At 60.5% G+C, this 24,283-nt stretch carries 30 protein-coding genes; 14 read left to right on the forward strand and 16 right to left on the reverse strand.

The genetic code is table 11. The features are described from left to right. Positions 1-45: 45 nt before the first annotated feature. The 12 genes from Q1A85_RS04085 to Q1A85_RS04140 form a co-directional block, all read right to left on the reverse strand. The gene (locus Q1A85_RS04085; RefSeq protein WP_299685442.1) at positions 46-1,023 is read right to left on the reverse strand and encodes a 2-dehydropantoate 2-reductase; all 978 of its coding nucleotides are present in this window, start codon (positions 1,021-1,023) and stop codon (positions 46-48) included. Positions 1,024-1,026: 3 nt separating this feature from the next. Further along, the gene (locus Q1A85_RS04090) at positions 1,027-2,562 is read right to left on the reverse strand and encodes an acyl--CoA ligase (RefSeq protein ID WP_299685445.1); all 1,536 of its coding nucleotides are present in this window, start codon (positions 2,560-2,562) and stop codon (positions 1,027-1,029) included. A gap of 45 nt (positions 2,563-2,607) precedes the next feature. Then, a complete protein-coding gene (locus Q1A85_RS04095) occupies positions 2,608-3,294 on the reverse strand; it encodes a fumarylacetoacetate hydrolase family protein (protein ID WP_299685448.1) in 687 nt (228 codons plus the stop codon). A 156-nt stretch (positions 3,295-3,450) separates the two neighbouring features. Further along, a complete protein-coding gene (locus tag Q1A85_RS04100; RefSeq protein ID WP_299685451.1) occupies positions 3,451-3,750 on the reverse strand; it encodes a 4a-hydroxytetrahydrobiopterin dehydratase in 300 nt (99 codons plus the stop codon). Further along, positions 3,747-4,934, reverse strand: a complete 1,188-nt coding sequence (locus Q1A85_RS04105; RefSeq protein ID WP_299685454.1) for a GNAT family N-acetyltransferase — start codon at positions 4,932-4,934, stop codon at positions 3,747-3,749. The genes Q1A85_RS04100 and Q1A85_RS04105 overlap by 4 nt, the downstream gene beginning before the upstream one ends. 55 nt (positions 4,935-4,989) lie before the next feature. Next, the gene (locus Q1A85_RS04110; RefSeq protein ID WP_299685457.1) at positions 4,990-5,751 is read right to left on the reverse strand and encodes a glycerophosphodiester phosphodiesterase family protein; all 762 of its coding nucleotides are present in this window, start codon (positions 5,749-5,751) and stop codon (positions 4,990-4,992) included. Then, positions 5,748-6,206, reverse strand: coding sequence for a RidA family protein (locus Q1A85_RS04115; RefSeq protein ID WP_299685460.1), 459 nt, complete (start codon positions 6,204-6,206; stop codon positions 5,748-5,750). Before Q1A85_RS04115 ends, Q1A85_RS04110 begins: the two co-directional genes overlap by 4 nt. A gap of 61 nt (positions 6,207-6,267) precedes the next feature. After that, positions 6,268-7,392 carry a serine/threonine protein kinase gene (locus tag Q1A85_RS04120; protein WP_299685463.1) on the reverse strand — a complete coding sequence of 375 codons (1,125 nt, stop codon included), beginning with the start codon at positions 7,390-7,392 and terminating at the stop codon, positions 6,268-6,270. Positions 7,393-7,457: 65 nt separating this feature from the next. Then, positions 7,458-8,006: a hypothetical protein gene (locus tag Q1A85_RS04125; protein WP_299685466.1), complete on the reverse strand. Its 549-nt coding sequence runs from the start codon at positions 8,004-8,006 to the stop codon at positions 7,458-7,460. Positions 8,007-8,063: 57 nt separating this feature from the next. Then, a complete protein-coding gene (locus tag Q1A85_RS04130; RefSeq protein WP_299685469.1) occupies positions 8,064-8,351 on the reverse strand; it encodes a hypothetical protein in 288 nt (95 codons plus the stop codon). Between the two features lie 45 nt (positions 8,352-8,396). Continuing rightward, on the reverse strand, positions 8,397-9,068 hold the full coding sequence (locus Q1A85_RS04135; protein WP_299685472.1) for a PspA/IM30 family protein: 672 nt from the start codon (positions 9,066-9,068) through the stop codon (positions 8,397-8,399). A gap of 83 nt (positions 9,069-9,151) precedes the next feature. Continuing rightward, positions 9,152-9,757, reverse strand: a complete 606-nt coding sequence (locus tag Q1A85_RS04140; protein ID WP_299685475.1) for a TetR/AcrR family transcriptional regulator — start codon at positions 9,755-9,757, stop codon at positions 9,152-9,154. A 185-nt stretch (positions 9,758-9,942) separates the two neighbouring features. Between Q1A85_RS04140 and Q1A85_RS04145 the strand changes: the two genes are divergently transcribed. The 11 genes from Q1A85_RS04145 to Q1A85_RS04195 all read left to right on the forward strand — a co-directional run bounded on the left by Q1A85_RS04145 (position 9,943) and on the right by Q1A85_RS04195 (position 17,921). Next, positions 9,943-11,019, forward strand: a complete 1,077-nt coding sequence (locus Q1A85_RS04145; RefSeq protein WP_299685479.1) for a hypothetical protein — start codon at positions 9,943-9,945, stop codon at positions 11,017-11,019. 3 nt (positions 11,020-11,022) lie between these two features. Next, entirely contained in the window at positions 11,023-11,172 is a 150-nt protein-coding gene (locus Q1A85_RS04150; protein ID WP_299685482.1) for a hypothetical protein, read from the forward strand. Positions 11,173-11,278: 106 nt separating this feature from the next. Next, positions 11,279-12,397, forward strand: a complete 1,119-nt coding sequence (locus Q1A85_RS04155; protein WP_299685485.1) for a hypothetical protein — start codon at positions 11,279-11,281, stop codon at positions 12,395-12,397. 2 nt (positions 12,398-12,399) lie between these two features. After that, a complete protein-coding gene (locus Q1A85_RS04160) occupies positions 12,400-12,645 on the forward strand; it encodes a hypothetical protein (protein ID WP_299685488.1) in 246 nt (81 codons plus the stop codon). Further along, entirely contained in the window at positions 12,642-14,576 is a 1,935-nt protein-coding gene (locus Q1A85_RS04165) for an ATP-binding protein (protein ID WP_299685491.1), read from the forward strand. Before Q1A85_RS04160 ends, Q1A85_RS04165 begins: the two co-directional genes overlap by 4 nt. Positions 14,577-14,718: 142 nt before the next feature. Beyond that, positions 14,719-15,090, forward strand: coding sequence for a hypothetical protein (locus Q1A85_RS04170; protein ID WP_299685494.1), 372 nt, complete (start codon positions 14,719-14,721; stop codon positions 15,088-15,090). Then, positions 15,087-15,377: a hypothetical protein gene (locus Q1A85_RS04175; RefSeq protein WP_299685497.1), complete on the forward strand. Its 291-nt coding sequence runs from the start codon at positions 15,087-15,089 to the stop codon at positions 15,375-15,377. The genes Q1A85_RS04170 and Q1A85_RS04175 overlap by 4 nt, the downstream gene beginning before the upstream one ends. Further along, positions 15,374-15,670, forward strand: a complete 297-nt coding sequence (locus Q1A85_RS04180; RefSeq protein ID WP_299685500.1) for a hypothetical protein — start codon at positions 15,374-15,376, stop codon at positions 15,668-15,670. The genes Q1A85_RS04175 and Q1A85_RS04180 overlap by 4 nt, the downstream gene beginning before the upstream one ends. Then, on the forward strand, positions 15,667-17,001 hold the full coding sequence (locus Q1A85_RS04185; protein ID WP_299685503.1) for a DUF6638 family protein: 1,335 nt from the start codon (positions 15,667-15,669) through the stop codon (positions 16,999-17,001). Before Q1A85_RS04180 ends, Q1A85_RS04185 begins: the two co-directional genes overlap by 4 nt. A gap of 3 nt (positions 17,002-17,004) precedes the next feature. Continuing rightward, entirely contained in the window at positions 17,005-17,268 is a 264-nt protein-coding gene (locus Q1A85_RS04190) for a hypothetical protein (protein ID WP_299685506.1), read from the forward strand. Between the two features lie 11 nt (positions 17,269-17,279). Continuing rightward, positions 17,280-17,921 carry a DUF1523 family protein gene (locus Q1A85_RS04195; RefSeq protein WP_299685509.1) on the forward strand — a complete coding sequence of 214 codons (642 nt, stop codon included), beginning with the start codon at positions 17,280-17,282 and terminating at the stop codon, positions 17,919-17,921. A gap of 25 nt (positions 17,922-17,946) precedes the next feature. Here Q1A85_RS04195 and Q1A85_RS04200 read toward each other — a convergent pair whose 3' ends face one another. Further along, the gene (locus Q1A85_RS04200; protein WP_299685512.1) at positions 17,947-19,056 is read right to left on the reverse strand and encodes a class I SAM-dependent RNA methyltransferase; all 1,110 of its coding nucleotides are present in this window, start codon (positions 19,054-19,056) and stop codon (positions 17,947-17,949) included. Positions 19,057-19,102: 46 nt separating this feature from the next. After that, positions 19,103-20,680, reverse strand: coding sequence for a DUF5928 domain-containing protein (locus Q1A85_RS04205; protein ID WP_299685514.1), 1,578 nt, complete (start codon positions 20,678-20,680; stop codon positions 19,103-19,105). A gap of 141 nt (positions 20,681-20,821) precedes the next feature. On the opposite strand from Q1A85_RS04205, the gene Q1A85_RS04210 reads away from it, so the two are divergent. Beyond that, the gene (locus Q1A85_RS04210) at positions 20,822-21,640 is read left to right on the forward strand and encodes a sulfotransferase family protein (RefSeq protein WP_299685517.1); all 819 of its coding nucleotides are present in this window, start codon (positions 20,822-20,824) and stop codon (positions 21,638-21,640) included. A gap of 38 nt (positions 21,641-21,678) precedes the next feature. On the opposite strand, the gene Q1A85_RS04215 is transcribed toward Q1A85_RS04210, so the two are convergent. After that, a complete protein-coding gene (locus Q1A85_RS04215; protein ID WP_299685523.1) occupies positions 21,679-22,068 on the reverse strand; it encodes a GFA family protein in 390 nt (129 codons plus the stop codon). Between the two features lie 112 nt (positions 22,069-22,180). Between Q1A85_RS04215 and Q1A85_RS04220 the strand changes: the two genes are divergently transcribed. Next, a complete protein-coding gene (locus Q1A85_RS04220; RefSeq protein WP_299685526.1) occupies positions 22,181-22,852 on the forward strand; it encodes a YafY family protein in 672 nt (223 codons plus the stop codon). A 54-nt stretch (positions 22,853-22,906) separates the two neighbouring features. Here the strand turns inward: Q1A85_RS04220 and Q1A85_RS04225 are convergent, their stop codons facing one another. Further along, positions 22,907-23,581: an SGNH/GDSL hydrolase family protein gene (locus Q1A85_RS04225; protein WP_299685529.1), complete on the reverse strand. Its 675-nt coding sequence runs from the start codon at positions 23,579-23,581 to the stop codon at positions 22,907-22,909. Between the two features lie 108 nt (positions 23,582-23,689). Between Q1A85_RS04225 and smpB the strand changes: the two genes are divergently transcribed. Beyond that, positions 23,690-24,166: an SsrA-binding protein SmpB gene (gene smpB, locus Q1A85_RS04230; protein WP_299685532.1), complete on the forward strand. Its 477-nt coding sequence runs from the start codon at positions 23,690-23,692 to the stop codon at positions 24,164-24,166. Positions 24,167-24,283: the final 117 nt, after the last annotated feature.

The following is a 24,283-nucleotide window of genomic DNA, read 5'->3' on the forward strand; positions in this document are numbered from 1 at the left end:
TGTCCGGGCGGGCCCCGTGTGACGCACGGGCCTGCCCGGCCCAAATCAGTACAGACCCGCGACCTTGCCCCTGAGCTTGGTCAATGCGGCCACCGTGTCGATGGTGGGGGTTGGCGTCCCGGTTAAAGCGCCGAGTTCCTGAACAGACGTGACAAGCGCGTCAATCTCCATGGGGCGCCCCATATCCAGATCTTGCCACATGGAGGTGCGATGCGCCCCGACGGCGGCACCCCCATCAATCCGGCGATCCACGTCGATGGGAAATTTCACGCCCAGCTTTTCCGCAATCTCCTGTGCCTCGACCATCATGCCCCGCGCCACGGCGCGTGTACCCGGATCGGTGCAGAGTATATCGAGTGTCGCATGTGTCAGGGCCGAGATCGGATTAAACGACAGGTTTCCCCACAGCTTGATCCAGATTTCGTCGCGGATGCGGGGCCGCACGGGGGCTTTCAGCCCGGCGGCTGACAGCGCCTTGGACAGGGCCAGCGCGCGGTCAGATTTGGACCCGTCCGGTTCGCCCAAAGAAAAGCGATTGCCTTCGATATGTTTGATCACGCCCGGTTCGGTCACCTCTGCCGCGGGGTAGACCACGCAGCCCAGCACCTTGTCCGGGCCAAACCCGTCCCATTGGGCACCGCCGGGATCGACGCTGTCGATGCGCGTCCCATCCAGCGGCCCACCATGCTTGTGAAAATACCACCACGGCACGCCATTCACACCACTGACGATGGTTGTGTCCGGGCCGATCAGAGGCTGCATCGCACCCACAACCCCCGGCACTGAATGCGCCTTGAGCGTAACGATCACATAGTCCTGTGGGCCAAGGTCCGACGGCGTGTCCGATGCGGTGACAGGCACCGTGACCGGGTCCTGCCCGTCCTCGTGCAGTGTCAGCCCGCTGGCCTGCATCGCCGCCAGATGCGGACCGCGCGCCACAAGGCTCACATCCGCGCCCGCCTGCGCCAGCTTGACGCCCATGTAGCCGCCGATGGCACCTGCGCCAAAGATGCAGATTTTCATCGTCTACGCCTCCACCAGACCAAGTTTTTCGGCCATGCCAATCCGCTGGATTTTGCCCGTGGCCCCTTTGGGGATCTCGTCGAGGATAACAATTGCGGACGGCACCTTGAACTTTGCCAGCCGATCGGCGGCAAAGTCCTGAATGCCGCGTTGTGTCAGGTCCGAGCCGTCGGACAGAACAACGGCGGCGGCGATATCCTCACCCAGCTTGTCGTGCGGCACGGCAAAGCAAACGACCTGCGCAATGTCGGGATGGCTGAGCAGGGTGGCGTCAACCTCAAGCGGGCTGATCTTTTCTCCGCCGCGATTGATGATCTCCTTGAGCCGCCCTGTGAGCCGCAAATAACCCGCGTTGTCGAACGCCCCCTGATCGCCGGTGCGGAACCACCGCTTGCCCTCTGCGTCAAAGAAATTGTCGGCGTTGGCCTTGGGATTGCTTTCATAACCCAGGGTAACGTTTGGCCCGCTGATCACGATTTCGCCTGTGTCGATCGACGGCAACAGGGTGTTGTCGGTCTCAGCGGCGATACGCACCTCGGGGCCTGCCGCGACGCCGACCGATCCAGGGACTTGCGCGGCTGGTGGCAACGGGTTCGAGCACATCTGATGCGTCGCTTCGGTCATGCCATATGCCTCGATCACAGGGGCACCGAAGGTGGTCACCAATTCCTCCATCACCGGTGCGGGCAGGGAGGCAGAGGAGGACCGCAGGAACCGAAGCCGTGCGTTTTCGATGATGTCCGTATTGCGCCCCGCCCGCGCAAGGATCGCCTGATGCATGGTCGGTACGGCGGTGTACCACGTCGGGTCCACGTCCTTGAGCTGGCCGAAGAACCGCAGGGCGTTGAAGCCGGGCGCACAGCAGATTTCGCCCCCCGCCGCCATCGTGGCTGAGACAGCGGCAATCAGGCCGTGGATGTGAAACAGCGGCATGACGCTCAGGCACCGGTCCTCGGGCGTCAGCGCAAGCGATGCGCGGATGTTGCGGGCTGAGGCGGCGACATTGGACTGGGTCAGCGGTACAATTTTCGGGCGCGACGTGGTGCCAGAGGTGTGCAGGATCAGCGCCACGTCGTCCGCCTCGGGCAGTGCGGTGTCAGCCGGATCAAACCCGGTGTCGCCGGACAGCGTGAATGCACCAGCAGGTGTGGTTGGGTCAAAGGACAGGCGCAAAATGGCGATCCCAAGGGCCGTGGCTGCGCGGATCGCGGGGCCGTCATCATCCGCCGCAGTGATCAGTGCCTTGGCCTTCAAATCTTCGAGGTAGAAGCCGTATTCGTCTTCCTTGTAGGCCGGGTTCAGCGGGGCCGTCGTCGCCACCTGCGCCACCGTCAGAAAGGCGGTGGCCATTTCCGGCCCGTTGGGCAGCACGATCGCCACCCGGTCACCACGTCCGATGCCAAGGCCGTGCAGCGTCGTTTCCACCTCTGCCGACAACGCGCGCAGGCCGCCATAGGTCAGCCATGGCCGGTCCGGTGCGCCGATGGCCTGTGCGTCACCGGGATGCCCTGCGATGAGGGCCGATAGAGTGTTGGACATGCCGTGCTCCGCTGTTGTGACAGATCAAGTTGTTGTTTTGGCCGTTCAAGTAACGCGCACTGTCAGACTGCCAAGTCCCGCGACGCGCATCACCATGACGTCGCCCCTGTCCACCGGGCCGACGCCAGCGGGTGTTCCGGTCAGGATGACGTCCCCCGCAGCCAGTTCAAAATACCTGCTGAGATATGCGATCATTTCAGGCACTTTCCAAATCATCTGGTCCAGATTGCCTTGTTGTCGCGTCTCACCGTTCACGGTCAGCGTCAGGGACCCTTGGGTCAGATGACCAACGGCAGAGGCGGGGTGAACAGGCCCGCATGGCGCGGAACGTTCAAAGGCTTTGCCGATCTCCCATGGGCGGCCCATCTTCTTCATCTCGGTTTGCAGGTCGCGCCGGGTCATATCCAGCGACAGACCGTAGCCATAGACATGATCCAGCGCATCCCCGACCGCGATGTCGCTGCCACCTGATTTCAGTGCGGCATACATCTCTGCCTCGTGATGGACGTCTGTGCTGTGCGGCGGATAGGGGAACGCACCTGACGGATCGAGATTGTCAGGGTTCTTCTGAAAGAAAAACGGAGGTTCGCGGTCGGGGTCGTGGCCCATTTCGATGGCGTGGGCAGCGTAGTTGCGCCCGATGCAATAGACGCGCCGGACCGGAAACAGAGCGTCGGTGCCGACGATGGGCAGGGCCACGGGATCGGGCGTGGCGATGATGTAATCGGGCATGTGCGTCTCTGATCCGGTAATGGGTTGTGCTTTGGGTAGCCCACAGGGACCGGTATGACCAGACGGTTGGCACCAGCGCAAACGGCTGGAGACGTAGGCGTATCGCCAACAGACGAAAGCGCATGGATTGCGCACAGTCTACCGCATAGCGACGGATCAGCCGCCTGCCAGCTTGTCCATTTTGCGCGCCAGTTTCGCGTCCAGCGCGCTCAGGCCGCCCACATCGTGGGTGGTCAATGTCACGTCGACGGTCTTGTAGACGTTGGACCATTCGGGGTGATGGTCCCATTTCTCCGCCCAGATTGCCACGCGGGTCATCCAGCCAAAGGCCTCCACAAAATTGTCGAACTCAAACGATTTGTGGATCGCATCGCGCCCGTCCACCAGCGCCCAGCCGGTGGCCATCAACGGATCAAGCAGCGGGCCGCGTGTCTCTTCGCTCAGTTTCTCGGTCATTGCTGTTCCTCGATCTGTGTCTTGCGGAAAGGGCCGTAGTCGGTGAGGACCTCGATTTCTTCTTCGATGGCGTCGCGTTCTGCTTCAAGATAGCGCGCAATGGCGTCGGCGAAACCCGGATCGGCGACCCAGTGCAGCGAATGGGTCTGTGTCGGCAAGTACCCGCGCGCCAGCTTGTGTTCGCCCTGCGCGCCTGCCTCGACCCGTTTGAGGCCGCGCGCAATGGCGATGTCGATGGCTTGGTAGTAACATAGCTCAAAGTGCAGGCAGGGGTGGTGTTCCACGCAGCCCCAATAGCGGCCAAACAGCGTCTCGCGCCCGACAAAGTTCAGCGCCCCCGCCACATAGCACCCGCCCCGTTCCGCCAAAACCAGCGCCATGTCGTCGCGCAGCACGTCCTGTGCGATGTCAAAGAACCGGCGGGTGAGGTACGGCGTGCCCCATTTGCGGGCACCGGTGTCCTGATAGAATTCCCAGAACGCGTCCCAGTGTTCGGGTTGCAGATCATCGCCGGAAAACGTGTGGATCACCCCACCAAAGTCCTGCGCCTGCCTGCGTTCTTTGCGGATATTCTTGCGCTTGCGGCTGGTGAGGCCGGTCAGGAAGGCGTCGAAATCGGCGTATTCGTCATTCAGCCAGTGAAATTGTTGCGTGGTGCGGGGCAACAGGCCCATTTCCGCACCTGCGTGCCGTTCCTCTTCGGTGCAAAACGTGATGTGCAGCGAACTGAGCCGGTTCTGTTCGCCCAGTTGCACGGCACCTTGTACCAGTGCGGCGCGGCCCGCTTCGGGAAAGTCGGGATGCGTCAGCAGACGCCTCCCGGTGGCGGGCGTGTGGGGCACGGCAATCTGAAGTTTGGGATAGTACCGCCCGCCTGCACGCTCAAAGGCGTGGGCCCAGTTGTGGTCAAAGATATATTCGCCCTGACTGTGCCCCTTGGCGTACATGGGTGCCACGGCGATGGTTTGCCCGCTGACGACAGCTTGCAGATATTGGGGCTGCCAACCGGTGCCCGGTCCGACGGAATTGCTGTCTTCCAGCGCCTTGAGAAACCGGTAGGTCGTGAACGGATCAAGGGGTGGCCCGCCATCCGACACCTCGGGGCAGGCGCAAGCGTCCCACGCCTTTTGCCCGATTTCGGCAATCTTGGGCAGGACGCGAATTTCGATCTCGTGCGCGGACAAGGGGAATTCCTGTTTGGGGCCAGAGCGTTTGAATGTGTGCCGTACCGCGCCCAGTTCAACCGGGATGCGCGGCCATATACCCCTCAAAGGTCACATTCTCTGCCATCAGGCGCGCCTGTGCCTCTGCTTCAGGCGATTTGATGGTCCAGCACAAAATCCGCGCGCCTTTTTGCTTTAGGTCGGCCACACGGGGGCGATCAAGATCCGTTGCCTCGTGGCTGATGAAACACGCGCCGACGCGGTCGTAATCCGGAATATCGCGCAAGCGATTGCACACTGCCGCGCTTAGGGCCCACGCAGCGGGATCGTAGGCGCTGGTGACCAGACCGCGCGGGATGTCCGGACACAGCTCTGCCATGCGCGCCATGCAATGTGGGTTGAACGACATAAGGGCCACAGGCCCCTCATAGCCGGCCAGTGCGTGAGTCACCGCGACCTCAAGCGGGCCACCGCCCGGTCCCATCGCGCCATCCTGATCCTTGAGCTCGATCAGCAGCGGGACGCAGCCACCCACAAGGGTCAGCACCTCTTCGAGAGTTGGGATGCCTTCGTCTCCACCGATAAGGCGCGTGTCGGACAATTGCGCGGCGGTCTGCACGGCAACCGGTCCCGCGCCTTCGGCCAGCCGCTCAAGACTGTAGTCGTGGAACACCATGGCCGCGCCGTCGACGCTCAGTTGCAAGTCAATCTCGATGCCGTAGCCATGTGCGATGGCCGCCCGAATGGCGGCGCGGCTGTTTTCGGGCCGCCCATCGGTGACATCATGCAAGGCCCGGTGGGCCAATGGAATGTCGATAAAGGCTTGGGGGAGGGTCATTTGACTTGAAAGATGCCTTCGATCTCGACCGCGACACCCAATGGGAGCGACGCCGCCGATACTGCGGACCGGCTGTGGCGTCCGGCGTCGCCAAGGGCGTCGACAAGGAAATCGGACGCGCCGTTGATCACCTGTGGCTGGTGCGTGAAATCGGCGGTGGAGTTCACGAAGCCAGTCAGCTTGATAACCCGCACCAGCCGGTCAATATCGCCGTCGCAGGCGGCCTTGACCTGCGCCAGCAGGCTGATGGCGCAGGTGCGCGCAGCGTCTGCTCCGGCCTCGACCTCCATGTCTTCACCCAGCTTGCCCGTGATCAGCCCGTCCGGCCCGTTGGAGATTTGGCCGGAGACATAGACGATATCGCCCACCTTCACGAACGGCACATAGTTTGCGGCGGGCGCAGGGGCGTCGGGCAGGGTGACGCCCAGTTCGGACAGACGGGATGAGATGGACATGGGGGCTACTCCTTTGGCGGTTTGTGCGGACGCTAGACCGCGCCCGCCCACAAGGAAAGCCCTACTGCACGGGGAAGTAATCCTCGCAGTCGCCGTCGCGGTACACGTCCGCCGTACAGCAATGGAGACCGCCGCCAAAGGCATAGGCGTCGCGCAGTTCGACCTCGACCACTTCCATGCCCAGTTTGTCCATCTGTTCGGCCTGATAGACTTCGGATTTTTCGACGCAGACGGTCTTAGGGTCGAGCACCAGCACATTCATACTGAGCCATGTGGAGGAATAGCACAGCGGTGGCGGCGTGTTGTGTGCAGGCTGCGCTGCATCCACGATCTCCCAGCCGTTTGCTTCGAACATGCCGCGCTGATCTTCGGGCAGGCGACGTTGCGGGTTGTTCAGGATCAAACCGGGCCGCAGCGGCGTGAATGTTGCGTCGATGTGGATCGGGTACGGGTCGCCGGGAAAGTTCACCGTATGCACCCGGTGGTCGGGGAAGTGGCGACGCAGCCATTCAATCCCCTTGAGGTTTGTGGTGAACCCGTGTTGGACAACCAGATCCTTGCCAAAGCGCAGCACGTCGGCGGCGTCGAACAGCGGTTCTTCTTCTGTGGTGACAAAGAATTTCTCAGCCGCCCATTGCAGCCGTTTTTCCACGCCGATTTTTTCGCTGAGGTAGTCAGGGTGATAATCCGCATCCGTCAGGCGCGGTTTTGGCGCGGCCTCGTGGCGGAAATTCGGGTCCTCCTCCCAATAGCGTTGCAGCAGGGGGCGGTAGTTCAGGTATTCAAACCAGCGGCAGCGATAGGACATCGTTGCCTCCAGCATCTCGTGCCCGACGGTCAGCAGCACGTCTCGCGGCGGCATACATCCGAATTGGCTGTCGGTGTGAAAATCCGGTGTGGTGACGGGCTTGGCATGATCGATGCTGTCGGGCCGGTCCACCCGTACCCCGCGTGCGCGCAACTGATTGGCAAAATTGTCCAACAGCTCATTCGCGCGGTCGATGGTGTCCTGCGGGCGGCGGCCCCACTGGCCGCGCATGTCGCTGTCTTCTGGCACCTTGGCGTCCAGCGCGGGTTCTTCGGGCGGGATGTGGCAATCGTCTGCCCGCCCCACGATCACGTGGCGCAATGTGTCCCATTCATTCCAGCTTTTGACCTGTGTGCGGTCTGGTGACCAATCCGACATGCGTGCCTCCCCCTCTATGCCGCCCGCCAGATTGCGCATGATGGAAGCAGAGGCAAGAGCGCCCGTCAGAAATAGCTCTCGCTCAGAAAGAGATACACAGCCGCCGCCGCACCGGCGTAGATCAGGATCACCGATTGCAATCTGCCGCGCCGGTCAAGATCCGGTTGCGCCGCAATCACGCCCAGCACGCCATACCAAACCGCCCACAACACGGCGCAGGTGGGGAGAATAAGCGTGAAAAAGGATTCGTCCGTCAGACCGTTCAAAAACAACAAACCCAATGCCGGGACCAGCGGCATCCCGCCCCAGAACATGACTGGCGTGAACAACATCAGCCCGGCAGCCATCACAGCGCGGCGCAGGTTGATGGGCAATAACGCGGATTTCAACCGTGGAATGCCGGCACGCGCCAGCGTCATCAGCCACCCCGCACCATAGCCGGTCAACAGGGACAGGATAGCCGATACGGCTGGGTGGGCTCCGGTGATCCAGTAGCGATTGCTGAGCCATCCGGGTTCGTGGAAAGCGAGGTATGCCAGCCAGATCAACCCGGCGAGTGGCTGCGCAATCCAGTGCAAGGTTCTGTGCGATGTGTAGGAATTTTGCTTGGACATGATTGTTCCTCCGCAAAGGTCAGCGGGCCGCCCCAAAGTGGAGGGCGGCCCGGAGGGTTATGCAGCGTCTTTGACGTCGCCCACATATTCCGACAGCAGTTTTTCGGTCTTGGCCTCTTCGATCTTGTTCACGCGGTCTTGGCGCAACTGGTTGTCAAAGCGGTACTTCACAAAGTTCACGAGGCTCAGCGTCAGCATCAGGATGCCGATGCCCCAGTACCCTTTGGTGGCAAGTGGCACTTCGGTCGACAGCCACAGGGACAGGCCGAGCATGACATATGCGATGGCCACGCCTGCGCCGTTGACGAACATGATGAGCGAGTTGTCGGTTTGGGGGTGTTGCATTTTGTTTCTCCGTTCTGAGGTCTGAATTTGCTTGGGTGTTGGGGGTTATGTGTTCAGGCGGGACAGGACGTCCGCAGCCGTGACCTTGGTGGCGGCGCCGAAACCGGCGGCGGCCATACGGTCCTCAAGACCAGTGTGGTTTAGCCCTGCATTGATGTCGGCAAGGATCTGCGCCTGCTCCAGCGGGTCATCCTTGCCGATGACGCGGTCGATCAGATCCTGCGCCTCGTCCGCCGACGACGCGCCCTGCAACGTGGTGTTCAATCTCGATTGCATGGTTTGTTCCCGGCGCATGGCGCGCGCCTGCATCGCACCCTGTTTGAGGTCGATGACCCGACGGTGCCCGGCCTCCACCGATGTCTGTAGCCGCGCCACCTGCGTCTCAAGCCGGTCTAGAGTGCCCTGACGGACCGTGCATTCATTCTCCATCTCGGCGATCGCTACGGCGGCCTCCTGCGCCAGACTGTCCTGACCGTCATCCAAGGCGGCGCGGGCGCGGTCCATCATCGACGCGATGCGCGTGCGCAGCATATCAAGCAGCTTTTGCTCGGACCTTTTGCGCTGGATCAAGCTGGCCAGCGTGTGTTTTGCGGCGGCGACCTGCGCGTCGGTTTCACGAATTTTCTGGTCGATCAGCTCGATGGCGTAAACATCGCGCAACCTGTCTTCGGCGCGGGCATTGGCACCGGCAAACAGGGTCCGGAACGTGGTAAGCATTGGTTTCTCCTCTCCATGAACATCGTTCACGAAAAGAGATAGGAGAGATGTGAACGATGTTCAAGAAAAAAGTTGAACACTGTTCAGAACGGTGTGTTTCCAGTTGCAGAACGCAGGATCAAGGCAATCATATTGCGGATCTGATCCCTCGGTACGCCGGAGATGCGGTTTTCGAGACCCAGCAGGACGATGCCGTGAATGGATGAAAACAGCGCGCGGGTCATCAACGTGACCTCTTCGGCACTCATCTTGGGGAAACATTCCTGCACCGGTCCGTCAATGTAACTGAACAGGCGGCCCAGTTCCTCAAGATACCAATCCGGCACGTCCATATCGGTCGACATTTGAAGATCAAAGAGCGCGCGCCACAGGCGCGGGTGGGCCGCAGCATAGTCGAGATAGGCATAAGACATGACCACTAGCCGCTCCGTGGGCGGCAGCCCGACCTGTTCGTTCAATGCGGCGGCGACGAACTGGCCCAGCTTGCGAAAGGTCCGGCCATTCACGGCGATGATGATATCCTCAAGGTCGCCAAAGACGTTGTATATGGCTCCGACCGAACAGCCTGCCGCTTGCGCCAGTGGGCGCGCTTTGATTGCGGCGATGCCATTTGCCTCAATCTCTGCCTCGGCAAGGTCGATCAGCGTGTCACGCAGTGCCTTGCGGCGTGTTTCGGCGGCTTTGGCCATGGCTCGGCTCCCTGAACTCTGTTCAAATGCCTAACCTGCGCGCTGACACGAGAAAACCCCACAGCTGCGCTTTTCATTGGCATACGCATTTGCAACACTTTGCGGGAATTCCGGGGGTAGCGGATGTAAATCCCCGTTACATTGCTTATATGTGCTGCAACGCATTGATAAAGAGGGAGAGTTTGATGGCTGATTTTGACACACAGGTGCGGGAATCTCAGGCGCAGGTGGAAGAGGCTCAGGCAAAAATTGCAGAACTCACCAGTCGCATCGAAGTCGCGCGCGACAAGATGAAGTCGGGAACGGACATTTCGCTGGATATCGAGAACGCCTCGCTTGACGACGTTCACGCCCATACGGAACTGATGAACGCCAACATTGCCGAACTGATCATGGGGCTGGACGATGTGACCTCTGCGTTTTCCAAGGACTTTGACGAAATCCGGTCCAAAACCGGTTGGGAAAGCTTTGTTGGTGTCTTTGCCAAGGCCAAGGCGGAATCAATGCGTCAGGAACGCATCCGAACCGCCTCCATTGATGACAAACTGCAAGACCTGATCAGCAAGTCCGACGTTATCGTCCAACTGCTCGAAGGGCAGCTTGCCGTGCTCGAAGAGCAAAAGACCAAGGTCGAGGGCAACCTGACCGAAACACTGGATGAACGTGAATTCACTGTGCAGGAGCTGTCGTCCCTGCAAGAGGAGATCAAGGCGATGGACCCCAAGATCATCGCACTGGAAAACAAGATCGCCTCCGAAACCGATGCCGCGGCGCGCACCGCGCTGGAAACCGAACTGGCCGAACTGAACAAATCCTACAACGAGATGGTGCAGGACGAGCAAGTCAAAGTGGCCAAGTCCCAGACCCTCGAACGCTATATCGAAAAGGGCAAGACTTGGGTGGACTCGCTCCAGAACCAGGCCGCGACCCAGATGGTGCTGATCAACAAGTTGCAGACCGACACCAAACAGCGCGTGGTACTTTATGATGCGCTGACCAAATCGCTGAAAACCGCGCAGCAACAGGACGTCGCCCACCGCATCAACGAGATCGGTGTGAAAACGGACCAAGAGGCGCAAACCGCCATGGCTGGCATCGGTGCCGCCACGAACCAGCGGATGGCGGATATGCTTGAGGCGCACGAGGACCAGATGGTCTTTGCCCGCGACGTGCTGGAGCAGAAGGCAAAGGCCGATGAACGCTTTGCCCGCCGTTTTGCTGATATCGTCGAGAAACACGACGCCAACGCCTATGGTGGTTAAGCGATGAAGCTGGGTTTTGCCGCCATCGGCGTGTCTATCGTCAGCCTGCTGGCCACTCTCGCCTTTGGCGCGCCCGCTTGGGTGAATGCGGTCGGGTTCTTTTGCGGGATCGTGGGGCTGTATCTGCTGACCAAAGGGCGCAAGAGCGGGTGAAGGACCGTTTGCAACAGCAACCGCTGACTGCGTCCCCTGCCGGGGACAGCGCCCGTCGCCACGGCTGGGTTCTGCTCTTTGCACATGACAGACAGGGCGGACGCATTTGAATACCAAAGCCGAACATACGGGCCTGACCGATCTTTTTGCCTCGCGCCGCTATTTCCGCAAGTTCGAGACGATCATCTCGCATCTGGGCCGGGTCGCCGCGGTGATGGAAGCGGAGGGCGGGTTGAACCGGGACGAGGTCAAGATTCTTACCCGCTATATCGCCGAAATGACGTTTACGTTTCGCGCGCTTAGCCTCAAATATCTGCTGGTCGGACGAGATACCGGGCGCTTTTTTGGCAGCCTCGCCATTGATGCGCGCGAAAGCGGGTTTCCCGCCGCCGACGAAATCCTGACCATGGCCAGCGACGCGCAGCAGGCCGAGCGGCATCTGGCCAACAGCCCCTCCGCCGCAGAGTTGAAAAAGCAGATGGTGGAGGTGATCGTCGGCGACCGCCAAGTTCCGACCAAGCTGCAATTTGCCCTGTCCCAACGGCTCTATTACGAAGAGTTGCGGACAGGTCACCTGTTCTGGCCCCGCAACGATCCGGAAATTGTCTGGACCGGCAATATCAACGAAAGGCGTCGCACCTTCCGTGTCCACTGGGCTGTTTATGACAGTGGCCTGAACCTGCCCGTCATATACATGATGGAACTGGAGGACAGCGGGCGCACCGCACTGCCCAAGGATCAGCGGCGCTGGCCCGAAGTGCAGGCGCACCTGATGGCGCAATCCCTTGGCGCGCTCAAGCTGGTGACGATTGCCAAAGGCTTTGATGAGGATTTTGCCGACCTGCACCCAAAGCGTCTGCGCCGGTTCCACGTGGGTCCGATGTATTCGTCCGCGTTCACCACCCAGCCCGGTCCGGTGAGCCAGGTCCTTGCCGCGGCGCGTGCGCCCGAGGGGCAGGACTGGGCGCTGGTCTGGACAGAAGAAGAGCTTCGGTCCGAACGGGTCATCGAAGAACGGCACGGCTGGTTCTCCACCGTGGAGCGCGAGGTGTTCGCGCTCGACCCCTTTGCCGGGCGCGGGGCAGAGACGGGGACCACGCGGCTCGAACGGTCCATTGTACTGCCGCAACGTGCCTTTCAATCGCTTGAAGAAATGAACCCACCCGGCTTTGGTACGGTTCGCAAATTCGTTGTCAGCCCATCGGGCCGCGTGCTGAGATACTGACCATGTCGGGCAAAGCAAACACATTCGTGGCCTACCCGATGCGGCGCAAGCAAGACCATAACATCGCCGCCACCATTTGGGTCGCACTGACCCTCTTTTGGCTGCTGTTCCCCGGTATCGTCGAAGACGGCGGCCGCTATGCCGCGTCCGTCAAGTTCTGGGTGATCGCAGGTTGGCCCATGTGGCTGGCGGTCAATTACATCATCTATCGCGGCTGGCTAGGCGGCCCCAAGAGGAACAAGAAATGAGCCAAACATCCGATCAGATGGAACTGCGCGAGCAGGAGATTGTCGCCCACTACCCAATGGCGCTGGCCATGCTTCAGGGGTTCGACCACGCGCCGCGTATCGGCAAGGGCAAAGAGGTGCCGCAAGCCGAACGGTCATCTGGCGTGGGCACGCGGCGGCGGTTTCGGTCAACCACACCGGGTCTGGTGACGCGGCGGACTGTGCCCACGGGGGCGGTGCAGTTGCTGGGCACCATCGAAGGCGCGGATGACGATGATGCGCTGATGTCGCCGGTGCAGGCGACCGTGCTGAATGCGCTGCGCCGCGCCATTTCCATCGCTTTGGCGGTGGCGGAAAATTATGCGTCCGTGTCTGGTCTGGGCGATTTGAAACGCGCCAACCTCGAAGGCGCGTTGCCTGCCGCGCGCAAGACCGAGTTTGCAGAGTTGCTGGCGGCGGAGGCTTTGATCACCCTGTACGTCTTTGGCAATGCGACCGCTTACATGTTGTCGTCGCACCAGACCGAAGTCACGGTCGAGGTGGACGAGGTCGAAGAGATCCTGACCGACAACGGTCAGACGGCCATGCACGGGTGCCTGTGGGAACTGGATCAGGACATCGCCGCCCATGCGCCCGACGACACACATTTGGTCGCCACCATCACCGCATTTGCCGAAGCGCTGATGGAAAAGGTCGCCATGCGCGCCCAGACGGCGCCGCGTCTCGCCGCCTTTACCGGTGCCAGTTGGCACGTGGAGGCGGATGATTTCACAGTGCAAGGGTTCACACCTGCCACCAAGGCCAAGTCATCCACGCTGACGATGACGTTCAAGAAACCCAACGAGGTCGTGGGCAACCACATCGCCAAATATCAGGCCATGAAACTGGCCAAGATGTTGATGGCCTACGATTTTGACCGCCGCCTCAACCCGTTTGCCGAACTGGGCGGCTTTATCTTTACCTTTATGGGTGACGGCAAGCCGGGAACGGGCAAGACCACGCTGATCCAGATGATGGCAGGTCTGATCAACGATTATTGCAAGGTTGCGGGCTACGCCTTTCGTTATCAGAACCTGTCCACCGACAACATCGACAGCTATCAGGGCAAATCGGGCCAGAACGCTAAGGCGTTTATCAACAACGTGCTTGATCCGAATGCGATCGGATTTGGCACCATTGATGATATCGACCAGTTGGCGGGCAAGCGCGGCGACCGCCAATCCTCGGCGGGTCAGCTTGAGATTACGGCGGTGCTGATGGAAAGCTTTGCCGGGGCCAACACGGTTGTGCGGGGCAACTGCACCTTTGGTATGTTCTCGAACTACCCCGAAAACGTGGACGACGCGCTGCGCCAACGGGCGGGTGCGCGGTTCCTCGTGGACGGGCCGCAAACGCGCGAGGATTACATCGACATCCTCTACCTGCTCATGGGCAAGAACCATGACATCCCCGTGGGTCAGCACGAGGTGTTCTCCGCCCAGGAAATCAAAAAGGCTGTGGCGGCGTCGTTCGAGTCGCACAGCCGACCGCATGAAGCCGGTTTGATGGAAGTGTTCGACCGCGTGCATTCCCAGATCGGCGAACTGAACACGATTGCGAAGCTGGGCACCTACCTCAAAGGCATTCAGGAAGCGGACGAACGGTTCACCGGCCGGGCGATCAAGAACATCACAGATGCGGTCAAGGTCCGTGCGATGGATTTCGAACTGCCCGACGCATGGATGGAAAACCCGGAATTGTTCCTGTTCAAGGATTATGACGCCAAAAAGGCGATGATTTCCGAGCTGCGCGTGCCCATCACGGTGGACATGGTGATCCAAGAGATCAACCGCTACGCGGATTCAGAGTTCCGCTATGCTGACAAGTCCGACGAGGTCGCCATTGACGCGATGGTCCGAGATTTCGGGCGTCAGGAAGCGGCAAAAAAACGGTATCTGGCGGGGAAGGAATAGTTTTGCAAAGGGTCCTCCGCAGGTGTCGTGACATGTGTCGGTCTACACTGATGCTGGCCGTGTGCCGCCGTCCCGGCCTGCGCCAACGGCGCTCGGACCCGCACTTTGGTTTGCCCGCCTTGACCGCTGCAAAGCCAGTCTGATGCACACAGACACCATTACCTTCTGGAACACCGGCGTGCCGCTCATCATTTTGGGTGTGTTGGGTTGGGTGTTGCCGCGGATGTTGGTAGCCGATGACACTCGGTCGCATTGGTCGGTTTGCATCGCCGTGTTGTGCGCCGCCATCTTGCTTGTTGCCGCGTCGGCAGCTGTGCTCGTCGCGTTTGATTTTGGCAGCTATGTTCATGCGCTGGATATGGGGGGTGCCATTTTGGTGGCTGAAATCGCCCTGATCAACGCGGCGCTTTTTGCTGTGGCGTGGGTGCCGATGCTGTTGCTGTCGTGGTTCAACATGGCGCAACGGGTCGAGCATTGGCGGGGCAGGGACCTGTCGATGGAGAAAGACGTATGATACTGCTGCTTGGTATCTCCGCACTTGCCCTTGTCACCGGCCTGTTGGTGCCGCTCCATTGGGGCGTGGCGGGATTTGTTGCGGCGGCGGCGCTGCTTTTTGCGGTGCAGGCCGGTATCACCACGGCACTCGGTTTCGAAGGCACGCCATTGTCGGAAAGCCTGCTGCTCTTCAACAACGACTGGGGTGCCTATATCGGCTTTAACGTGCGGGTCACCTACCGCGCCTTCGCATTGCCGCTTCTCGCCCTCTCGGTCCCGTTCATCTACCGGTATGGCAAAGCATGACGCTTCATCTGATCGTTGCCACTGTTCTGATCCTTGCGGCGGGTTGGGCGCTGCCGGGACCCATCGCGCGTGCAACGGGCCTGCCCAGCGGCGCGGTGGCGATCCTGTGCACGGTCCTGCTGTTTGGGGTCGGGGTCGTGCTGATGTGGCTGATGGACGCCTATGGCCACCCGCTGCGGTTCACCGATCCGACCGAAGAGGGCGCGTTCCTGTTCTCTGCTGTGGCCCTTTGTATTCCCGGCTGCGTCGCTCTGGCCACGCGCACTGCCATGTTGAAAGGCAAAGACACATGATCGAGCTTATCAAACGCGGATTGATGTTCGGGAACCTGTTCCATGTGGCCTCGCCCGCGTTGGCGGCGCGCTATAACCGGGCGCTTGAACAATTGACCGGCAAGACCACGGGCCTGAGCGATTTCTACATCGACATTTCCGGCTACTCGCCCGAGATCGGGCAAGAGTTAGGCGACCCGCTATACCTCAATCAGGACGGCGTGAACCGGCAATTCATCCTTCTGAGCACGGAACAACGGCGCTGTCCGCTGCTGGACGCGAAATTCTCCATCTCGCGGCCTATCCTGCAAAAGTTTATCACCGAGAACGAGGCCGCCCTGTTTGCCCTGACCGCCCGCGATGCCGTCGCGGGGGAATTGGTGAATTCCGTCTATGACATCTCGCATCCTGCGCGCCTGTTCGATCTGCGCGCGATCACGGTGGAGGCGGATACGACCACTGGCACTGTGCGCAATGCAGCCAAACTGGCGGGCAAGATCGACACATTTCTGGGCGAAGAGGACGCGTGGTTCGACGACGTCCTGATCGGTGAGATGATCCAGTTGGCCGGTGATACCGGTGACGTCACGCGCGCGCCCGTTACGCTCAAACCCCTGACCATCGAAGCGGGCAATTTCTGGACGGCGCATTTTGGCGGGGTTTACGTGTTCCAGACGCTGGATCACCCGGCGGTTATCGGCAGTGTGTCAGCGCCGGAGGATGTGCCGATCAAGTACAGCTTTGACCTGACAGACAGGAACCGCATCGCCAAGTTCTTTGAATACAACGATCTGGTGGAACCCATCGTCAAGGCACGCGGCATCGACGGCGCAGCGATCCTGCGCCAGAAGATGGACTTCATCCTGATTTCTACCGTGGCGCAGGCCGGTGTGGATCTGACCGGCACCACGCGGCGGGACATGCGGATGCTCACCCGGCGTCATCACGATATCCTGCCCGACGAATTCCACGCGCTGGCCGATCTGGTGAACTGGGCGGAACACGGCGGATCGTGGCCCCGCATCTCGTCCGAGCACCCGGCCTATTTCTACACCTTGCGCGCGGCGGATACCGACGTTGCACCGCTCGTCAATATGCTGCTGTCGGAGCTGTGCCCGCGTGACGTGCGCCAGTTGTTCATCTGCCATAAACAGGCGTTCTATGCCGCCTATGCATCATGGCCTGCACCCAAACAGGAATATGTCGCGCAATATCTCGAAGCGGAGTATCAAGCGGACAAGATGGGTGTGCGCACGGCGCTGTTTGGTCACGATGCGCCGATGGAAGAGCCCGCCACACCTGCGCCGGACATGATCGCCCGTGTGGGCCCGTGGGGCGCAGTGAGGAGATAGGAGATGGCCGTGATCCGACTGTTCATTATCGTCTTTGTGGTGCTGAGCATTATTTACATCAGCCTCAGCTTTTACAGCCGGGCGCGCGCCCGTGACCGGCTTGAGGCCGAATGGGACGCAGGCGGCATCGACATGCCCCGCGATGCCTATGTGCGTCATGGGCTGACGGATTACGACGGGTCGCTGCGGCGCAAGCTGATCCTTGGGGTTTATGTCGTGCCCATGGCGGTTGTCGGCCTTATCATCTATCTCGTGAACTTCGCCTGAAGGGGACGCATATGCGCTATATCGGCTGGACACTTCTGATTGCCTTTTGGGTCGCCGTGGGGGCCGGGCTGCACTACACCCTGCCGCAACGCGACATTGTGCGAGTTGTGCGGGTGTTTGAAGAACGTCAGGACCTCAACGACTGGACCCGCCTGTTCTGGTCGCGTCCGGATGAACAATCCGACACGTTGATCAACCGCGATGTGCAATTCATCCAGACGGTGCGCGCCAACGGACGGCCCATGGTGTACCGGAACGAAGACACCGGCTGGAGTTGGCCGCCCTATTTCAAGTTCGACACCTCGAACCTGTTCACCGAGGCTGCCGACGCCGTTTCAACCCGCGCCGAGCCGGAATGGTTCGTGATCACGCATTACGGCTGGCGGAACGAATTTCTGACGATCTTTCCCAACGCCGTTTCGATCCGGCAGGTCGACGGGCCGGATGCGTCCAAGGGCATCCCATGGGTGAACATCCTCGTCCTGACGATCATTGCGGCGATTTTCTATGCCATCTGGGTGCGCTGGCGGCGTTTCCGCAGGCGCCGTATCGATCCCACGCTGGAGGAATGGCAGGACAACTGGGAAGCCGCCGGTGACGCGGTTGAGAAAAAGCGCGGCCGTTTCCGGCGGTGGCTCAACACCTGGAAGTAAGGGGGTGATGGGCAGAATGCCCATCCTACGCAAGCGGGTCGGTCCGGTAGAGACGCACACGCAGGCCGCCATGGGCGATGGGCGGACCATCGGGCAGAAATGGCAGATCGCAGGTTTTGGCCAGCGATGGTTCGCTGGTCACGATCCCCACACGCCAACCCGAAAAGCGTGTGCGCAGCGCCTCGCCCAGCTTTGCATAGACAGGATAAAGCGCTTTTTTGTTGCCGATCCGTGCGCCGTAAGGTGGGTTGACCATCACCAGACCGGCGGCGGCACCGGGTGGCTCGATCTTCATGGCGTCGGCGGTATCGAAGGTGATCAGGTCGGACACGCCCGCCCGCTCCGCGTTTTGCTGCGCCATCTGGATGACGCCCTGATCGCGGTCTGACCCGTAATGCGTCACAGCAGGCGTAGCGCGGCGAGCCGTCACCCGCAGGGCGGCGACTGCATCCGCGTCGAACCCGCGCAATTGCTCAAAGGCAAAGCTGCGCGCGCGTCCAGCCTGCAATCCTGCCGACATCTCGGCCGCCTCAAGCACAAAGGTGCCCGACCCGCACATCGGATCCAGAACAGGCTGGGTTCCGTCATATCCGCACTGCCGCAAAAAAGCCGCCGCGATGGTCTCGCGCAGCGGCGCCTTGCCCACCGCCGGCTTGGTGCCGCGTTTGTGCAGCGGATCGCCGGACGTATCCACGCTGACCGTCACGCGATTGTCGTCGATCCGTATCTTGAGTGTCACCGGCGCGTCTGCGGCCACCGTGAACCCACAGGCCTCAAGCCCACCCGCGACGCGGCTGGTCGCAGCACCCGCATGGTAGATCTTGGACTTGCGCGATGTCGCCACCTCGACCCTTACCGGCACAGCGGGGTCCAGAACCGCGCCCCAATCGAACTTGTGCGAGCGTTTATCGAGCTGTGCGAGGTGAAAGGCCATGAACGACCCCATCCGCCACAGCACCCGCGTGGCGCAGCGCAGTTCCAGATTGGCGCGCCACAGATCGGGCCAGTCGCCCGCAATCTCGACCCCGCCGGGCGTGACTGCGCCCAGCGTGAAACCGGCGGCGCGTGCTTCGTCGGCGAGCACGGCCTCAAGGCCGGGCAGGGTGATAGCGTAGATACTGGGACCGTCAGACATGCGCCCGTGCATAGCGCGTCAGCCCAAACGGTACGAGCGGATATTCTCAATCGGCAAAGAGGTAATCAACCGCAGCAATCTCGCGCGCCTTGTCCTCTGGCACCGCAAGAAAACGCGACAGCGCCTTGGCATTGTCGTCGACGTCCGCATTTTCGCGAATCTGCTCGAGATGTTCGAATTCCGCGTCGCGGATGCGGTCGCTTTCAAAGGTCATGTCGTTGCGGATCGTGGGCAATAACCGCTCCAGCGTTTCCGGTGCTGTCTGTTCACCGGCCAACCCCACGCGCATCGCATGACCAATCAGATAGCTGTCAGAAAAGTTGCACTGGATTTCCAGCATCCGCGTGATCGACCGGTCGCCTGCAAAATCCTGCAACAGGTCCAGTTCGCCCGGATCCATACACACGATCAGCCGGTCCGTTTCGTAATAGTCGAACAGCATCCGCATCAGTGCGCGGCGGTGGCGGGTGCGCTTGCTCAGCGTGGTCTGGATCCCGCCCAGATCGGGCAGCGGCGTGTGCTCTTCGTTGAACAGGTATTCGATGGTCGGCACATTGGTCATGATGCGGATGCGTTCCAGCAGCCGCTTGGCCACGTGCCATTTCTTGCAAATGATGATCATCAGCTCGCGATTGCGGCCCAGCGTGCTTTCTGTTTCCCAGAACCGCGTGGCAAAGCGCCGTCCGATCCGGCCTCGGCCGGTCAGGAACTTGAACAGGCTCGCCCCTTCGTTCGAGATTTGGAACTGCACGTTTTCCGCGGCATAAAGCAGGCCCAAGCGCCGTTTCAGGTCCTGCGCTTCGGGGCTGATCTTGCGGGCGAACAGGAAATCCTGGCTCAGCAGCAGGTCATAGTGGTCGTCGTAGAATGTGACGGGCATCCCGTAGTCGGTGAACATCAGAAAGGTCAGCGTGCGTGTGCGGATTTCCTCTTCGGGCACTAGATGGCGCACGATGGTCTGAAAAAACGTCTCATCCGGAATCCATGTGGTGCGGAAAAACCGCATCACGTCCCGGCGCTGGCGGGTGAAATCCAAAACCCATTCGATTGTGCGGCGGCGCAGGCACCACCACTGGCTGCCGATCATCACTTGCAAGTCGTGGGGCACCTCGCGGGTCAGACCAAACCGTTTCTGGGTGTTGAAGCTGGCATAAAACAACCGCTTGTGTTTGCGCTCGTTGAAGAAGTGGCGGTAGATCAACCGCTCTTCCTTGAAGCCCGTCTTGATCCAGTCGCTTTCGAAATAGTCGAAGCTCTCGATAAAATCAGCGTCGTTCTCATCAAGGAACTTGTGCGTGTATTCCGCGGACTTTATCGCCATGCAATCGCCGGACAGCATGTAGAAATGCGTGGCGCGCGGAAATGCCTTTACCGCTGATTCCACAGCATAAAGTGTTGCCTGAACAAGGCTCCATTCGCCCCAGCCACATTTGATCCGACGTTTGGCGAATGTCACGTTGGGGTTGTCGTCCAACGCCGCGCGTATCTGTGCAAACGCACGCGCATCGGCCCGCGCGTCAAAGTGGATGGACATGTAATCGCCCGCCGCTGTCAGCCGCTCTGCCTGCTTGATGATGGCCTCTGGGTCTTTGTGACACAGCAGGATGTAGGCGATTTTTGCCATATGAGAAACTTAACTGCCCCTTTACGCAGGATTGTTTACGTAGATAAGACTAAGCAGAGATTGAATAAACACAATTTCTTTGCTTTTTTGACGTTAAGGTAAGCCGTGCTGCAACGCGGCGTGTGTATGAGGACGAGCAAAATGGGATTTCCCGGTACCTGGATGACGGAAAGTGAGAGCGTCGTGTACCGTGTGGTGCCGAAATGCGCCTGCTCCACTATTGGTCAGATCATGTTCTATTCCGATCATGGTGCCTTCTTTGACGGCGATATCCATGACGCGCAGGGCGGTATGCACAAGTGGGCGCTTGAATCGAGCCAGCCGATCATCACCGAGAATGTGAAAACCCACGGCTCTTACGCTTTCACCTGCGTGCGCAACCCCTACACTCGTATCCTGTCGTCCTTTTTCGACAAGATTTGCGGCATTCAGCGCAATGGCAAACGCTATCGCGGCAACCTTGTCCCGCTTTTGATCCAGAAATACGGGATCGAGGTGGGCGGCGACGACGGCAAGGAGGAGTTCGACCAGATCCAGTCCTTCCGACGCTTTTTGCTGTTTGCGCGCGACACCATCCGCTGGCGCCGCCCGATGGAGCCGGACATTCACTGGTCTGCAATGTCGGGCCACGTGAGCACGTTCATCGTGAACGGGGGGCGCTATGACAAGATCATCTGGACCGAAAAGTTCAACGAAGGCATGGCCGACGTGATGAAGGCGATTGATACGCCGAACAAGGTCGATCTCAAGAACGTCCCACGCTTCAACGAAAGCGAAGGGCACGGGCCGAAACGCGCGCACCCGGTCGAGGATTATTTCGACGATCTGTCCATGCACTTGGTCTACGAAATCTACAAACGCGATTTCGAAGTCTTCAAATATGATTTCGAAGACCCTGCGAACAAGCTACCCATTGCCGAGATTGATCTCGACGAAGTTCACAAAAAACTGGGCGAATAGGCCCTCACAGCGCAGGTACGCGCCTCGGTTCGCTGGACCTACGGCGTGACGTCTTGCCCCTCGCCTGCCGGGGCATCGGCCCATGGGGGCGCATCAGCGACGAATTCGTGGAATGTGTTTCGAATGCCGGGATCATCGTCGAGGCACTGTGCGTTGACCGGAAATGACGCGTCCGGTGACAGCGGCTCACCCAGCGATGTGCCGCAAGTCCGGCAAAATGATCGGGTGTAGGTAAAGGGCGCTTGTGGCTCAAGGGTCGCGATATGCGTTGGATCACTGTCCAGCCGAAATTGTTCGCGTTTCACAAATACGATGGTTGACGCGCCAAGTTTTCGGCACCGCGAACAATGACATGTGCCCATGGCGCTGGGCGCACCTTTGATCACAAAGCGCACCAGACCGCAGGCGCAGCTTCCCTTGATATCCATTCCTTTTGTCCTTGTGTTGTCTCGCCTGCCCCTTTTTAGCCTGCCCATGCTGACAGCATGGTGTCAGCATGATCGGGTAGACTGGCCTGAGGTCTTTCAGAAGGAGCGGCGCATGAGACGCGCAGACCGATTATTCGAGACCATTGAGATCCTCAGGCGCGCGCGGCACCCGATCTCCGCTCACGCAATTGGGGCAGAACTGGGCGTGACCAAATGGACGGTTTACCGCGATATGTCGGCCCTCATGGGGCAAGGCGTTCCCATCGAGGGGGAGGCAGGTGTCGGCTATGTGCTCAACGCAGGGTTCCATATGCCGCCGCTCATGTTGACCGCGGCCGAGATCGAAGCCGCCGTGCTTGGCGCGCAGTGGGTGCAGACACGGGGCGAACGCGAATTGTCACAGGCTGCCGCGGGGCTGATTTCAAAGATCGAAGCGGTGTCACCGGCCAGCGCGCGCGCCTCTTTTTTAGCACCGGCTACGAGCGTTGCCCCCGTGGCCCAACCCCAAGAGCATCTGAGTGCGGCAGACATCCGGCTGTCCATTCGGCGTCGGACCAAGATCCAATTGATTTACCGCGATGAAAGTGGAGCAGAAACGGATCGTGTGATCTGGCCGATCCTCTTGGGCTATCGTGATGTGGGGCGGATCGTGGCGGCGTGGTGCGAACTGCGGCACGGGTTTCGATACTTCCGCACAGAGCGGATCGTTCAGGCCGACATGCTGACGGACAAAATCCCGCGTCGCATGGACCTGTTGCGCGCGGAATGGGCTGCGGCGATGTAGGTCGAACGCCAAACCTTCGGAAACGCTGCGACGCGCGACGGCTGATCCGCCGGATTACTGCATCAATGCGGCGAGCCGTGCGGCGATGGCGGCGCTGCCCTTGGGGGATGGGTGCAGCAGGTCGCTGTCGTGAAAGCTGCGGTCGCCGTTGGGCACAAGGTCGCTGTTGGACACGAAGACAACGCCCGGATCGCGTGCGGCCAGTGCGGCAATCCGCGCTTCCAACGCGGAGCCGATGGCGACGCAGCCTTCAACAGGGGACCGAAACCCCGGCGTGCGCAGATATCCCACATAGGCCACGCGCGTCCCCTTGGCCCGGATGCGCCCGATCAACGTGGGAATGGCACCGCTGGTCCCGTCCGCAGAGATCAGACGCTCCAGTTGACCCCGGCACTTGCCGCAGCCGCAGCCCCGCCACAGATCGTTGCCGCCGCCGTTCAGGACAATCCAATCCCAGTCGCCCGCCACGAACTGCCGTTCGATGCGCAGGCCAAGGCTTCCGCTGATGGGCAATGGGTAGAGGTAGCTCGCCCCCGGCACCGACCGGTCCACCACCGGTTGGCCCAACCGCGCCTCCAGCGCATCCGACACGGCGCGGCCTGATCCAGCATTCCACGCCAACAGGCTGTCACCCATCGCCATGATGCGCGCCTGCCCGCCCGACGGCACAGGCTCCACACATCCAACCAGAAAAAACAGGGCCGCAAGGGCGCAAATCACGCGTCGCATCAATCCGTCCTCAAAGTGCCCCGACATCCTTTAATCAAACCGTTCAGATTCGGTGAAGCCCTCACAAAGCCTTGCGAGCATGAGGCCGACAGCCTACATGCCCAAACCATGGCCCAAGGTAAATCAGACCCCAACTACAAGGTGGCCGCCGAAAACCGGCGCGCGCGCTTTGACTACGCAATCGAGGATGACCTCGAATGCGGCATCGTGCTCGAAGGGTCCGAAGTGAAATCCCTGCGCGCGGGTGGTGCCAACATCGCCGAAAGTTATGCACAGGTGGACGAGGGCGAGCTGTGGCTGACCAACAGTTACATCGCGCCCTACGATCAGGCCAAATCCTTTCGCCACGAGGAACGTCGCCGCCGCAAGCTGCTGGTCAGCCGCAAGGAATTGTCGCGCCTCTGGAATGCCACCCAGCGGCAGGGCATGACGCTGGTGCCGATCGTGCTTTATTTCAATCACAAGGGCATGGCGAAACTCAAACTGGGCATCGCCAAGGGCAAGAAGTTGCACGACAAGCGCGACACCAGCGCCAAGCGCGACTGGAACCGCCAGAAACAGCGCCTGCTCAAAGAGCGCGGCTGAACGGTCCCTGTCTCTGTCCTGAAAAAATCCCGGGGTGAGGCCGCAGGCCAAGGGGCAGAGCCCCTTGCGCGGGCCAGCCAGCGGCGTTACCCAAGGGCGTTTTTCCCGCAGGGGCCA

The organism is uncultured Tateyamaria sp., assembly GCF_947503385.1.
In the GTDB taxonomy this organism is placed as follows: Bacteria; Pseudomonadota; Alphaproteobacteria; order Rhodobacterales; family Rhodobacteraceae; genus Tateyamaria.